Consider the following 13,091-nt stretch of genomic DNA (forward strand, 5'->3'; position numbering starts at 1 on the left):
CGACGGCGGAAGCGCCCAACCGACGTCCGCACACGCCCACTCGACGGGTGACGAGCTCAGCGACGGGACGTGAGGGCCTCGGCGTCGGCGCGGAAGCGGGCCGCGACGAGATCGGCGAGAGCGTCGTCGGCACCGAGCGGTTCGGCGACGGCGTCGGCACCCGCCCCCGACAGCCTCGTGTGGAACAGTCCGGGCGCCAACAGGTACGCCGCGACGACCACTCGCCGCGCTCCCCGACCCCGCGCGGCCGCGACGGCCTCGGCGACGGTCGGTGACGCCGTTGCCGCGTACCCGATCTCGACCGGGGTGCCGACGAGCGCCTCCAGGTGGTCGGCAGCGACGCGCACGTCGGCGAGGGCATCGGGGTCCGACGATCCCGCCGCGGCGAGCACGACGTCGTCCCCCGGACGCCATCCCGCCGCACGCAGACGCGCCAGGAGGACCTGTGCGATCGCCGGATCGGGCCCGAGGGCGTGGGTGACACGGACGTCCGACCGTCCGGTCTGCGCGACGTGCTCGGGGATGTCGACGCGGACGTGGTAGCCGGAGGCCAGGAACGCCGGCATCAGCACGGCCGGGCCGTCGACCTCCGACAGCACCTCCGAGGGCGTCGGACCGAGCACGTCGACGAACGCGACGCGGACCGGACCGACACGCTCGGACACCATCTCGGCGAGCCGCGCGACGGTGCCGACACCCACGGCCGATCGGGTGCCGTGGGCGACGAGCACGAGCGTCGGGTCGGTCATTCGTCCTCCCACTCGAGGTCGACGGCGAGGCGGTACCCCCGCTTGACGACGGTCTGCACCATCGTGGGATCGCCGAGGGCGGAGCGGAGTCGGGCCATCGCGGTCTCGACGGCGTGGGTGTCCCCACCTCCACCGGGCAGCGCGGCGAGCAGGGTGTGCCGGTCGACGACGCGGCCCGGCACGCGGGTGAGTGCCCGCACCAGGGCGAGACCTGCGGCGGTGAGCGGCTTGGCCGTCCCGTCGACGGTGACGCCGCGCGCGAGCACGGTCACGTCGTGCCCGGCGACCCGCAACGTCTGCGCGCGCCGGGGCAACTCGTCGGCGATGGTCCGGGCGAGGGCGCCGAGCCGGAACCGGGCGGGCTGGATGGTGGGGACCTGCAGGGCCTGCAGCGGCGCCGCGGTCACCGCGCCGACGCACAGCGCGGGCACGGTGGTCCGCAACGCATGGAGGAATTCGTCGAGGACGTCGAGATCCCGTGCGCGCCCGAGCATCGACGCGACGGCCGGTGCACTGGTGAAGGTGATCCCGTCGATGTCGTGGCCGATGGTCGCGCGGATCATCTGGTCCATCGCCGTGGTGTCCGCGGGCGGGGTCCAGCGGTAGACCGGGATCGGGACCACGACGGCGCCGGCCTCCCGCAGCACGGCGCACAGATCGGGCAGGGGTTCCCACTCGGTGGTCGCGCCGTGCAGCTGCACCCCGATCCGCAGCCCGTCGACGCCCTGGCCGAGCAGGTGGTCGATGACCTCGCTCGACGACTCGTTCGGCGGCGACCACTCCTCGCGCAGACCGGCAGCGCGGATGGCGCCCTTGGCCTTCGGCCCGCGCGCGACCACCGTCGACCGGCCGAGCGCGTCGATCAGCTTCTCGGCCGCACCCCACCCGTCGGCGGCCTCCATCCAGCCGCGGAAGCCGATGCCGGTGGTGGCGATCACGATGTCCGGTGGGTCGGCCGTGATCTCGGCGGTGACGCGTTCGAGTTCCGCGTCGTCGGCCAGCGGGATGATCCGGATCGCCGGGGCGTGCAGCACCTCGGCGCCGCGCCGGCAGAGCAGCGCCTCGAACTCGTCGGCGCGCCGGGCGGCGGTGATCCCGATCGTGAAGCCCGCCAACGGCATGGACGGACCCGGGGACGCCGCGGAGACGTCCTGCGCGGCCTCGGCCGGGGGTGCCGCGCTCACCAGGTCGCGACGTCGACCCGACCGTCGACCACCCGGGTGGCGAACGTTCCGAGGCCGACGGTGTCGTCGTCGAGGCAGCGGCCGGTCCTGAGCGAGAAGACCTGCTTCAGGAGCGGCGAGGCGACGGTCGGCTCGCCGTCGCGGTCACCGACGAGGCCCCGGGACATCACGGCGGCACGTCCGAACGGGTCGATGTTGCCGACCGCGAACAGCTCCCCGGTCGACAGCAGGAACAGTGCCGCCTGCATGCCGTCGGGCATCAGCACCGCGACGCCGCGCCCGGGGACCAACGCGTCGAGACGGCAGGCGGGGACCCAGTCGGTCTCCCCGACGACACCGGCGGCGTGGTCGTGGTGGGTGAGCGTCATGGTGGATCTCCTCGATCTGGTGTGCGTCCCAGTGTGTCGACGCCATGTGACGGCGACGTTTCCCGGATGTCGGCGCGGTGTGAACCCGCAGGTCGGCCCGGCGTGTCAATGTCTGTCGGGCATCGCCGGTGCGCCGAGGAGCACCGGTACCCGCCGCCCGTCGGACTCGGTGAAGCCGATCGTCGGGTCGGGCTCGTCGGGTGCGTTGACGAACGAGACGAACCGCGACAGCTTCTCCTCGTCGTCGAGCACGGCAGCCCACTCGTCGCGGTACCCGGCGACGTGACGGTCCATGTCCGCCTCGAGCTGCGCGGCGATGCCCAGGCTGTCGGAGCAGACGACGTCGCGCAGGTGGTCCAGGCCGCCCTCGAGCGACTCCAGCCACGGTGCCGTGCGCTGCAGACGGTCGGCGGTACGGATGTAGAACATCAGATACCGGTCGATGTAGGCGACGAGCGTCTCGTCGTCGAGGCCCTGTGCGAGGAGTTGCGCGTGCGCGGGCCGCTGCCCGCCGTTGCCGGCCACGTAGAGGTTCCAGCCGTTCTCGGTCGCGATGACGCCGACGTCCTTGCCCCGGGCCTCGGCGCACTCGCGGGCACACCCCGAGACGCCGAACTTGATCTTGTGCGGCGATCGCAGTCCGCGGTATCGCATCTCGAGCCGGACGGCCATGCCGACGGAGTCCTGCACGCCGTACCGACACCAGCTCGACCCGACGCAGCTCTTCACCGTGCGCAGGCTCTTTCCGTAGGCCTGACCCGACTCCATCCCGGCGTCGACGAGGCGTCGCCAGATCTGCGGCAGCTGGTCGACGCGGGCACCGAACATGTCGATCCGCTGGCCACCGGTGATCTTCGTGTACAGCCCAAAATCGCGGGCGATCTCACCGATCACGATGAGCTGCTCGGCCGTCACCTCACCGCCGGGCATCCGCGGGACGACCGAGTACGAACCGTTCTTCTGCAGGTTGGCCAGGAAGTGGTCGTTGGTGTCCTGCAGGGCGGCCTGCTCGCCGTCGAGGATGTGGTCCGACGACGTCGAGGCGAGGATGGACGCCACGGTCGGCTTGCAGATCTCGCAGCCCGCACCGGTCCCGAACCGCGCGATGAGCTCGGAGAACGTGCGGATCCCGGTCGACGCGACGATCTCGAAGAGCTCACGGCGCGACTGCGCGAAGTGCGCGCACAACGACGTCGAGAGCTCGACTCCGGAGTCGGCGAGCAGGGTGGTGATGCTGGGGACGCAGCCCCCGCAGGTGGTCCCCGCGCCGGTGCAGCCCTTGATCGCTGCGACGTCGCAGGAGCCGTCGGCGATGGCCGCACAGATCGTGCCCTTGGTGACCGCGTTGCACGAGCAGATCTCCGCGTCGTCGGGGAGCGCCCCCACCCCGATCCCGCCGCCGGACGTGGCGGGCGTGATCAGTGCGGCCGGATCACCCGGGATCTCGCGTCCCACCATCGGTTTCAGCGTCGCGTACGCCGTCGCGTCGCCGACGAGGATGCCGCCGAGCAGTGTCGTGGCGTCGTCGGAGACGACCACCTTGGCGTACGTGCCGGCGACGGGATCGCTGTGCACGATCTCCAACGCCCCGGCCGAGGTCCCCATCGCGTCGCCGAAGCTGGCGACGTCGACGCCGAGCAACTTGAGCTTGGTGGACATGTCGGCGCCGGCGAACGCCCGGTCGCCCCCGACGAGGCGGTCGGCGACGATCTCGGCGGTCGAGTAGCCCGGTGCGACGAGGCCGTAGCAGCGGCCGTCGACCGCCGCGACCTCACCGATCGCGTAGATGTCGGGATCGACACTGCGGCAGGCACTGTCGACCAGCACACCGCCGCGCTCACCGATGTCGAGGCCGGCGTCGCGCGCGAGTTCGTCACGCGGACGCACACCGGCCGCGAACACGAGCAGCTCCGCGTCGATCTCGGTGTCGTCGGACAGGGAGACCGTGATCCCACCGTCGTGCCGGGCCTGGACCGCGGTGGTCGAGACCCCGGTGTGGACGGCGACGCCCAGCTCGCCGACGATCTTGGCGAGCAGCGCCCCTCCCCCGTCGTCGACCTGCAGGGGCATGAGACGCGGTGCGAACTCGACCACGTGCGGCAACATCCCCAGCGACCGCAGGGCGTTGGCCGCCTCCAGTCCGAGCAGGCCACCGCCGACGACGACGCCGACCGCGCCCGGTGTGGCCGACTCCGCGGCGTCCCGGATCGCGTCGAGGTCGTCGAGCGTCCGGTAGACGAAGCACCGCGGGTGGTCCTTGCCGGTCACCGGGGGGACGAACGCGTACGAGCCGGTCGCGAGGACCAGGGCGTCGTAGGTGATCTCGGTGCCGTCGGAGGCGACGACGCGGTGCCCGTCCCGATCGATCGACTCGGCGCGGACACCGAGACGTACCTCGACCGCGTCGTCGCCCGCGTAGTCGTTGCCGTCGAGCGCGAGAGCGCCGCGATCCCAGGAGGACACGTAGGACGACAGACCCACGCGGTCGTAGGCGGGGTCGGCCTCCTCCCCGAGGACCACCACGTGCCACTGGTCGGTGATGTCGGCGCGGCGCAGGTCGGTGACGAAACGGTGGCCGACCATCCCGTGGCCGACGACGACGACGGTCTTGGCGCTCATGCCACGCCCACCGCGCTCGACGTGGTGGTCACGTCCTCCTCGGCCGACGACGTCCGCTTCTCACCGCGGGCGTAGAACCACCAGGTGATGACGCCGGCCACCACGTAGAAGGCGAGGAACACCCAGAAGGCGATCGTCGCCGACTTGCTCGACTGGTAGCTGGCCCGCAGGACCAGGTTGATCGCGACGCCTCCCAGGCCGCCGAACGCGCCGGCGATGCCGATCAGCGCACCCGACATCGACCGCGACCAGGTGACCTTGCCGAACGCGTTCAGACCGCGGTTCGCCTGGGCCTTCGCCTCGAAGACGGCCGGGATGATCTTGTACACCGAGCCGTTGGCGACACCCGAGATCAGGAACAGCAGGATGAAGCCGACGACGAACGCGGTCAGCACCCCGCCGGTGATCTGCTTGCCGTTGCTGTCGGACACGGTCCCGGCGGCGACGAGGATCGCCGAGGAGGCGACCATCGCCGCGAAGCACCACATCGTCACGCGGCCGCCACCCACCTTGTCGGCCAGACGGCCACCGACGGGACGGGACAACGAGCCGAGCAGCGGGCCCAGCCACGCGATCTGTGCCGCGGCGAGCGCCGGCTTCGGGTCGCCCGACGCGGTGAAGCTGATGTTGAGCACCTGGCTGAACGCGAAACCGAAGCCGATGAACGACCCGAAGGTGCCGACGTAGAGCACCGAGATGAGCCACGTGTCGCGGTACTTGAGGCAGTCGACCATGGCCTTGCCCGACGAGGTCTGGTGGTCGAGGTTGTCCATGAAGAGGGCCGCGCCGAGCCCGGCCAGCGCGAGCAGCACCAGGTAGACCGCGCACACGATCTCGGGCCGGTCGGAGGCCAGGGAGATGACGAGGAGGCCGACCAGCTGCACCGCGGGCACGCCGATGTTGCCGCCCGCGGCGTTGAGCCCCAGGGCCCATCCCTTCATGCGCTGCGGGAAGAAGGCGTTGATGTTGGTCATCGACGACGCGAAGTTGCCGCCACCCAGACCGGTGAGCGCCGCGACGAGGAGGAACCACCCGAACCCGAACTCACCGGGGTTGAGCATGAGCACGAGCAGCATCACGGTCGGGACCACCAGCACCACGGCGCTGAAGATCGCCCAGTTCCGACCGCCGAAGCGCGCGGTGGCCTGGGTGTAGGGGATGCGCAGGCAGGCGCCGACGAAGGTGGCGGTCGCCGCGATGACGAACTTCTGGTCGAGCGAGATGCCGTACTGCGGGCCCATGAACAGGGCGAGCACGGAGAACAGCGACCACACCGAGAAGCCGACGTGTTCGCAGATCACCGACCAGATCAGGTTGCGGCGGGCGATGGCGGCGTTGCCGTTGTCCCAGGCCTCCCGGTCCTCGGGATCCCAGTCGGTGATGTGGTGCTTGCGTCGCGTGGGGGTCGTCACGGAAGTCCTCTCTCAGGCGCGGCGTCGTGCGTTGCGGCCACGCTAGGGAGCCGGTGTTGCCGCGATGCGTCCCGCGATGACCGGTTCGTCACGGTGTTCTCACCCGTGCGCCGACGGCTGTGTGAGACGCGGTCTGCGATGTTTCGGACGGATTGCCGTCCGCTCGCGGGGGGCACCTCGTAGAGTTCGCCTCAGTCACGCAGTCCGCGCCGACGTCGGGTGTCCGCGTCGGGGGCTCTCAGGGAGGACCATCCGATGCTTCGTCGTAGGCGACTGTCCGTCGTCGCCGCGCTGCTCGCGGCGACCACCGCCGCGATCGTCACGGCCCCGGCCGCGTCCGCCGCGCCGCTGCCCCGCAACTGCACGCAGGCGCTCTTCCAGAGCGACATACGGTGCACCTTCACCTACACCGGCAGCCCGCAGGTGTTCACGGTGCCGCAGGGTCTGCGGCAGATCCTCGTGCTCGCCGTCGGCGCGAACGGCGCCGACACCCGCGGCTCGGGCTTCCCGTCGACGAAGGCCGGCAAGACCTACGCCTACGCCCCCGTGGTCGGCGGACAGCGCCTGTTCGTCTACGTCGGCGGCGCCGGGCAGCACAACGCGCCGGGCAGCCCGCGGGGCGTCGGCGGGTACAACGGTGGCGGTGCGGGCTATCCCAACGGCGGCGGCGGCGCCAGCGACGTCCGCACGGTCGGCGGGGACGCCCTGAACCCGGCGTCGATCGCATCTCGGTTGGTCTCGGCGCCCGGCGGCGGCGGGTCGGCGGGTACGCGCGGCGGCGACGGTGGCCGCCCCGGCGACAGCAACGGTCTCAAGCTCGGCGGCGGCGCCGGTGGTCCGGCCAACGGCGGCACCAGCGCCGGCGACGGTCAGCCGGGACGGCTCGGTGTCGGCGGCGACGCCTCGCCCAGCGGCGGCGGTGGCGGCGGTGGCGGCGGGTTCGGCGGCGGCGGTGGTTACGCCGGCGGTGGTGGCGGTGGCGGCGGTCCGCTGCCGTTCTTCTCGGCGACCACGCAGATCGCCAAGAACGGCGAGGGTGCGCGCGTCACGATCGTCTACGACGGGCCGTGCACGCCGTTCTGCTTCGGCAGCTGATCTCTCAGGTGTCGGACTCGCCGCGCAGCGCGGCGAGTTCGGCACGCAGGCGGTCGTTCTCGTCCTGCAGTTCGACGATGCGCGCGGCGTAGGGCGCGGTCTGGTCGGCGATCATCTCGGCGGTGAACTGCGGGATGAGGCTGCGTGAGCAGTTCCAGTCGAACGCCTCCACGTCGAGGGTCACGCAGCGCTCGACGCGCGTGGCGATCTCACGGCCGTCTATGCGCTGCAGGACCGCGGCCAGGTCGGGGTCGTCGGCGGCGTCGGTCACCCGTGCCCGGGCGAACACCTTGATGCGGGTGCGGCGCGGCAGGTCGGCGACGAACAGCGCCACGCGGTCGTCGGCCTCGATGTTGCCCACCGAGACGAACTGCTGGTTGCCGGGGAAGTCGGGGAACCCGAACCGGTTGCCGCCCAGGTGGTGCAGGAACCCCGGCGGCCCGCTGCGGTACTGGATGTAGGGCCACCCCTGCGGCGTGATCGACGCGAGATGGAACTGGAACACCGAGGTGAGGAGCCGGACCTCGCGGTCGGTGATCTCCTGCGGCCCCGTGTCCGGGCTGTCGAGGTCGGCGCCGTAGGCGACGACGCTGCCCACGTGCTCCTGGCGGGCGAGGGCCTGCGGGCCGAAGACGATGTGCGAGTAGCGGCGTCCCACGCGTCAGACCATCAGACGGACGATGTCCACCACCCGCGACAGGCCCGCCAGCGCACCCGCCGACGACCGCGGGTGCAGGGCGTGCACCGCCAGCCGAAAGAGCAGCGCGCGCAACATCATCTGTGGCCACTCGGGCAGGTCGGACCACCGGGTCACGAGGTCGTCGTCGGCGCCGCCCCACGCCAACGCGTCCACGACGACGACCGCCGCGGCCCAGGCCGGGGGACGCCAGTAGGGGACGATGTCGGTGATCCCCGGCGCGGCGGCACCGGCGAACAGCACGGTGCCGAAGAGGTCGCCGTGGACCAGCTGCGGCGGTGACGAGACCGGCGTGCGCAACGTCGCCAGGGTCTTGAGCATCTCGATGCTGCGGACACCGTCGGGCGACGTCGGATCGCCGAAACCCGCTGCGCGAGCGGACCGCAACGGTGCGTCCTCCCACGCGGCGCGGTCGGCAGCGGTGAACACGTCGACGTCGGTGTAGGGCGGCGCGGGCGGTTGCAGCAGGAACCGGGGACGCTCGATCGCGGCGGTCACCTGGTGCAGCCGGTTGGCCACCGACACGACCTCGTCGTGGCGCGGTTCGGGCGAGCCGGCGATGTAGGTGTCGGCGCGCCAGCCCGAGACGACGTAGCGGCCGTCGGTGCCGCGCAGGGGTCGGGCGACGCGCAGCCCGTCGACGAACAGGTCCTCCCGAACCTTGGCCGACCAGGCCGCGCGAGCGTGGTCCGGTACGAGGGAGAGGACCACCTCACCGATGCGCCAGCCGCCCTCCCACTCCCGGGTCAGCGCGATCGGTTCCGTCCCGGACAGCCCGAACGTCGCGACGACGTGATCGGGCGGCTCCGGTGCGTTCACGGGAGGTCACGTTACCGATCGACGGCGTCGTTGCCGGGGAGGCGCCCGGCGGTGTCCGGCGCCGACGTGCCGCCGTCGGACACATCGGGCTCGCGTCCGCGCAGACCGACCCAGGCGATGACGGCGCCGACGAGGGCGACGCCGGCGAAGACCGGCACCGCGCGACGGAAGGTGGTGTCGAACGAGGCGTCCAGCGTGCCCGCGGCCGACGTGCCGGCCAGCAGCGGGACCGCCGCCACGGCCAGCAGACCCGCCGCCCGGGCGACGGCGTTGTTCACGCCGCTCGCGAGTCCGGAGTGCGCGTCGTCGACGGCGGCGAGGACCGTCGAGGTGAGCGGGGCGACCAGCGTCACCAGCCCGACACCCATGAGCAGCGCGCCGGGGAGGACGTCGGTGACGTAGTCCGCGTCGGGTCCGATCCGCAGGAACAGCAGGAGTCCGCCGGCGAGGGCGCACGCGCCGACGGTGAGCGGGATGCGCGGTCCGATCCGGGCGGCCAGCGCAGCCGACCGCGCCGACAGCAGCAGCATCAGCACCGTGACGGGGAGCAGGGCCGCACCGGCCCACACCGCCGGGTACCCCGCGACGACCTGCAGTTGCAGCGCGGTGAGGAACAGCTGCCCGCCGATGGCGGCGTAGATCGCGAACGTCATCACGTTGACGACGGTGAAGGTGCGTGAGGAGAACAGGTGTGGCGGCACCATCGGTTCACGCGCGCGACGCTCGGCGGCCACGAACACCGTCCCGGCCACCACGGCGATCACTGCCTCGAGACCCACCTCGAGGCCCGAGCCGCCGTCGGCGGCGCGGATGAGCGTGACCGTGGTCGCGGCGAGGGCGACGATCGCCGCGCCCGCGCCGAGGGTGTCGAATCCGTGGTGCGGCTGGGTGTCCCGCGTCTCGGGTACGTGCCGGACGGCGACGAGGATGCACGCGATCGCCACGGGGATGTTGACGAGGAACACCCATCGCCAGCCGGGGCCGTCGGCGAGCGCACCCCCGACGAAGGGGCCGACGGCCGACGCGACGCCCCCGAGCCCCGACCACAGCCCGATCGCCCGCGCGCGGTCGGCGGGACGCAGCGACGACTGGATCATCGCCAGCGACCCCGGTGTCAGCAGCGCGCCCCCGATCCCCTGCACCGCCCGTGCGGCCACGAGGACCTCGATCCCCGGCGCGAGCCCGCAGGCGAGCGAGGCGAGGGCGAAGACGACGATGCCCGCGAGGAACACGCGCCGGCGACCGAAGCGGTCGCCGAGCGAGCCGCCCAGCAGCACCAGCGCCGACAGCGTCGTCATGTAGGCGGTGACGGTCCACTGCAGCGACGCCAGCCCGGCGTCCAGGTCCGCGGCGATCCGGGGCAGGGCGACGTTGACCACCGTCGAGTCGAGCATGACGATCGCCGTGCCCAACACCGCCGCCGCGACCACCCACCGCCCCTGCGGCGACGCGAGAGCTACCCCGGGCGTACCCGGCTGCGGGGGCGGGGCGGTGCTCAATAGACGGGCAGCGACGGGTCGATCTCCCGGGTCCACGCCGCGATCCCGCCGTCGAGGTGGCGGACGTCGGTGAACCCCGCGTCCCGGAGGGCCCGCAACGCCCGCGCCGACCGGATCCCCGTCTTGCAGTAGAGGACCGCGGGTCGATCCCGCGGGACACGGTCGATCCCGGACCCGGACTCGATGTCGCCCACCGGGATCAGGGTCGCCCCGTCGATGTGCGCGATGTCCCACTCGACGGGCTCGCGGACGTCGACGAGGACCGGCGGCTCGGGCGCGGCCAGCCGGTCGCGCAACGCGGTGGGCGACAGCGTGTCCGGGGCGGCGGCCGGTTCCGGGACAGGCGCCCCGCAGAACGCCTCGTAGTCGACGAGCCCGGTGATCGGGGCGGCGGAGGGGTCCTTCCGGACCTCGACGGTCCGGACCGACATCCGCAGCGCGTCGTAGAGCAGGACGCGTCCCAGCAGCGGGTCGCCGGTGCCGGTGATCAGCTTGACGGCCTCGGTCGCCATGATCGAACCGACTGTCCCGCACAGCATCCCGAGCACCCCGCCCTCGGCGCACGAGGGCACCGACCCCGCGGGCGGCGCCTGCGGGTAGAGGTCGCGGTAGTTCAGTCCGCGACCGTCGGGGGCGTCCTCCCAGAACACCGACACCTGGCCCTCGAACCGGAAGATCGATCCCCACACGTACGGGACCCCGGCCAGCACCGCGGCGTCGTTGACGAGGTAGCGGGTGGCGAAGTTGTCGGTGCCGTCGAGGACGAGGTCGTAGCGGCCGAACAGCTCGACGGCGTCCTCGCGTGTGAGGGCGTGCTCGTGGAGCTCGACCTCGACGTGGGGGTTGACCTCGGCGATCGCGTCGCGGGCGCTGGCTCCCTTGGACCGTCCGATGTCGGACTGGCCGTGGATGATCTGACGCTGCAGGTTCGACTCCTCGACGACGTCGAACTCGACGATGCCGAGGGTCCCGACCCCGGCGGCGGCCAGGTACAGCAGGACAGGAGAGCCGAGGCCGCCGGCACCGATCACCAGGACGCGTGCCGCCTTCAACCGACGCTGGCCGTCGAGGCCGATGTCGGGGAGGACGAGGTGACGGCTGTAGCGGGCGACCTCGTCGTTCCCCAGTGACGGGGCGGGGTCCACCAGGGGCGGGAGGGCTGTCACCCGTCCAGGGTAGGCCTGCGACGGCGGCCGGCGATCGAGGCCGCTCCCGCGACCGTCTCCCGCCTCCCGCGACCGTCCCCACCCTTCGCGCGACCGTCCCCGCCTCGCGCGACCGTCGCAACGGTCGCCGGAGGGAGTTCCGGTCGCGGGACGGGTGGGGCGCGGCGCCCGGGGATCAGGCCTGGGGGAACGGCCAGGGATTCGCGCGGCAGGTGAGGTCGCGGTCGGCGCGCATGTCCGGGTCGAGGGCCATGATCTGACTGTTCGAGACGCCGAAGGTCTGCTGCATCATGATCGGCGCCAACGCGCCCTGGCTGCCGCACGGCTCGTGCTGCTCGTAGCCGATGGCGTGGCCGACCTCGTGGTTGACGAGGTACTGCCGGTAGAGCAGGTCGTCGCCCTGGTAGGAGACGGCCCCACGCACCCAGCGCGCCTCGTTCACCGTGACCCGACCGTCGGGCGGGTAGTAGCAGCTCGACTCCAGCTTGATCTGGTACCCGCAGAGCTCGCGGGTGGTGTTCGTCGACGTCAGCGAGACCCGGAAGTCGGGGGTGCCGGCGTCGACGCGGCGGAACGCGACCGCTCCCCCGCCGATCCAACTGCGCGGGTTGGCCAGCGTCGCGTCGACCAGCTTCCCGAACGCGCTGTCGCTGCCGTAGTCCGCGGGGTTCAGGCCGTTCTCGACCTCGATGGAGTAGGTGTACGTCCGGCTCGCGCGGGGGTTGCCGACGACGCCGGTGGTGCCGGACACCGTCCGCCACGACTTCGCCCCGTCCGTCGTGAACGGGCCGCCGTCGGGCAGCTGACCCGCGGGCAGGCTCGACGCGGCGATCGAGCCGCTCGGTGCGCCGATCGCCGTCGTCTCGGAGTTGACCGCGGTGTTGCGGGTCTCCGACGGCGTCGTCGCCGGCTGCGCGGAACTCGAGGAGCCGTCGTCGGTGATGGTCACGACGAGCAGCACGACGGTGAGGATCACCAGCACGGGGATGGCGTAGGCCCGCCACCCGTAGGTGCTGACGAACCGCCCGAGGGCGGACTGCTTCCTGCGCGGCGGCCTCGGCCCGCGCCGTCCCCTGCTGTCGACCTCCGTCGGGTCCCAGTGGGCGCGCAGCGGCTGGTCGTCGGCCGGGCGGTCGGGACGCGGCTGATCGAGACGCTGTCGCCCGGGACGGGGCTGTCCGGGCGGCAGAGCCGCCGGCGGGTCGAACGGAGGCCGACCCGCGGCCATCGGCCCCGACGGGTGCGGACCGCCCGGGACGGCACCGGGCGGGGGCGGCCCTCCGGCCGGCGGTCGACCGGGCGGCGGACCGGGCGGCGGACCGGGCGGACGAGGCATCGGACCGGACGGCGGGTAGCCGCCACCGGGCGCCGACGGGCCCTGCGGCCCGGGCGCCGTCGGGGTGCGGGGACGTCCACCGCCGCCGGTGCTCACGTCGGCCACCATCTCACATGCGCGGTGGCCGTTCGGGGACCCTCGCCGGAG

General features: G+C 72.5%; 11 protein-coding genes. 1 reads left to right on the forward strand and 10 read right to left on the reverse strand.

Features of this window, described 5'->3' with window-relative positions; genetic code table 11:
- Positions 1-56 precede the first annotated feature (56 nt).
- From LX12_RS12375 to LX12_RS12395, 5 genes are all read right to left on the reverse strand, one after another.
- The gene (locus tag LX12_RS12375; RefSeq protein WP_253654855.1) at positions 57-749 is read right to left on the reverse strand and encodes a sirohydrochlorin chelatase; all 693 of its coding nucleotides are present in this window, start codon (positions 747-749) and stop codon (positions 57-59) included.
- Entirely contained in the window at positions 746-1,870 is a 1,125-nt protein-coding gene (locus tag LX12_RS12380; protein ID WP_253655103.1) for a uroporphyrinogen-III synthase, read from the reverse strand. Before LX12_RS12380 ends, LX12_RS12375 begins: the two co-directional genes overlap by 4 nt.
- 59 nt (positions 1,871-1,929) lie before the next feature.
- A complete protein-coding gene (nirD, locus tag LX12_RS12385) occupies positions 1,930-2,193 on the reverse strand; it encodes a nitrite reductase small subunit NirD (protein WP_253655104.1) in 264 nt (87 codons plus the stop codon).
- A 213-nt stretch (positions 2,194-2,406) separates the two neighbouring features.
- Positions 2,407-4,920: a nitrite reductase large subunit NirB gene (gene nirB, locus LX12_RS12390; protein ID WP_253654856.1), complete on the reverse strand. Its 2,514-nt coding sequence runs from the start codon at positions 4,918-4,920 to the stop codon at positions 2,407-2,409.
- Complete coding sequence (locus tag LX12_RS12395) at positions 4,917-6,332, reverse strand: nitrate/nitrite transporter (protein ID WP_253654857.1); 1,416 nt, start codon at positions 6,330-6,332, stop codon at positions 4,917-4,919. Before LX12_RS12395 ends, nirB begins: the two co-directional genes overlap by 4 nt.
- A gap of 255 nt (positions 6,333-6,587) precedes the next feature.
- On the opposite strand from LX12_RS12395, the gene LX12_RS12400 reads away from it, so the two are divergent.
- On the forward strand, positions 6,588-7,427 hold the full coding sequence (locus tag LX12_RS12400; protein ID WP_253654858.1) for a glycine-rich protein: 840 nt from the start codon (positions 6,588-6,590) through the stop codon (positions 7,425-7,427).
- Positions 7,428-7,431: 4 nt separating this feature from the next.
- Here the strand turns inward: LX12_RS12400 and LX12_RS12405 are convergent, their stop codons facing one another.
- The 5 genes from LX12_RS12405 to LX12_RS12425 form a co-directional block, all read right to left on the reverse strand.
- On the reverse strand, positions 7,432-8,085 hold the full coding sequence (locus LX12_RS12405; protein ID WP_253654859.1) for a pyridoxamine 5'-phosphate oxidase family protein: 654 nt from the start codon (positions 8,083-8,085) through the stop codon (positions 7,432-7,434).
- Positions 8,086-8,088: 3 nt separating this feature from the next.
- Positions 8,089-8,943, reverse strand: coding sequence for a TIGR02569 family protein (locus LX12_RS12410; protein ID WP_253654860.1), 855 nt, complete (start codon positions 8,941-8,943; stop codon positions 8,089-8,091).
- Positions 8,944-8,954: 11 nt separating this feature from the next.
- Positions 8,955-10,442, reverse strand: coding sequence for an MFS transporter (locus tag LX12_RS12415; RefSeq protein ID WP_253654861.1), 1,488 nt, complete (start codon positions 10,440-10,442; stop codon positions 8,955-8,957).
- The gene (gene moeB, locus LX12_RS12420; RefSeq protein WP_253654862.1) at positions 10,439-11,608 is read right to left on the reverse strand and encodes a molybdopterin-synthase adenylyltransferase MoeB; all 1,170 of its coding nucleotides are present in this window, start codon (positions 11,606-11,608) and stop codon (positions 10,439-10,441) included. The genes LX12_RS12415 and moeB overlap by 4 nt, the downstream gene beginning before the upstream one ends.
- Before the next feature lie 175 nt (positions 11,609-11,783).
- Positions 11,784-12,836 (reverse strand): DUF3152 domain-containing protein, encoded by a 1,053-nt coding sequence (locus LX12_RS12425; protein WP_372505012.1) that lies wholly within the window; start codon positions 12,834-12,836, stop codon positions 11,784-11,786.
- Positions 12,837-13,091 lie beyond the last annotated feature (255 nt).

Origin of the sequence: Williamsia serinedens (genome assembly GCF_024171725.1) — a bacterium.
Classification (GTDB): Bacteria; Actinomycetota; Actinomycetes; order Mycobacteriales; family Mycobacteriaceae; genus Williamsia_A; species Williamsia_A serinedens.

Coding starts and splice junctions, on each gene's coding strand:
- LX12_RS12425 (WP_372505012.1), bottom strand. CDS start 12,836: ATGGCCGCGGGTCGGCCTCCGTTCGACCCGCCGGCGGCTCTGCCGCCC.
- nirB (WP_253654856.1), bottom strand. CDS start 4,920: ATGAGCGCCAAGACCGTCGTCGTCGTCGGCCACGGGATGGTCGGCCAC.
- LX12_RS12400 (WP_253654858.1), top strand. CDS start 6,588: ATGCTTCGTCGTAGGCGACTGTCCGTCGTCGCCGCGCTGCTCGCGGCG.
- LX12_RS12375 (WP_253654855.1), bottom strand. CDS start 749: ATGACCGACCCGACGCTCGTGCTCGTCGCCCACGGCACCCGATCGGCC.
- nirD (WP_253655104.1), bottom strand. CDS start 2,193: ATGCCCGACGGCATGCAGGCGGCACTGTTCCTGCTGTCGACCGGGGAG.
- LX12_RS12380 (WP_253655103.1), bottom strand. CDS start 1,870: ATGCCGTTGGCGGGCTTCACGATCGGGATCACCGCCGCCCGGCGCGCC.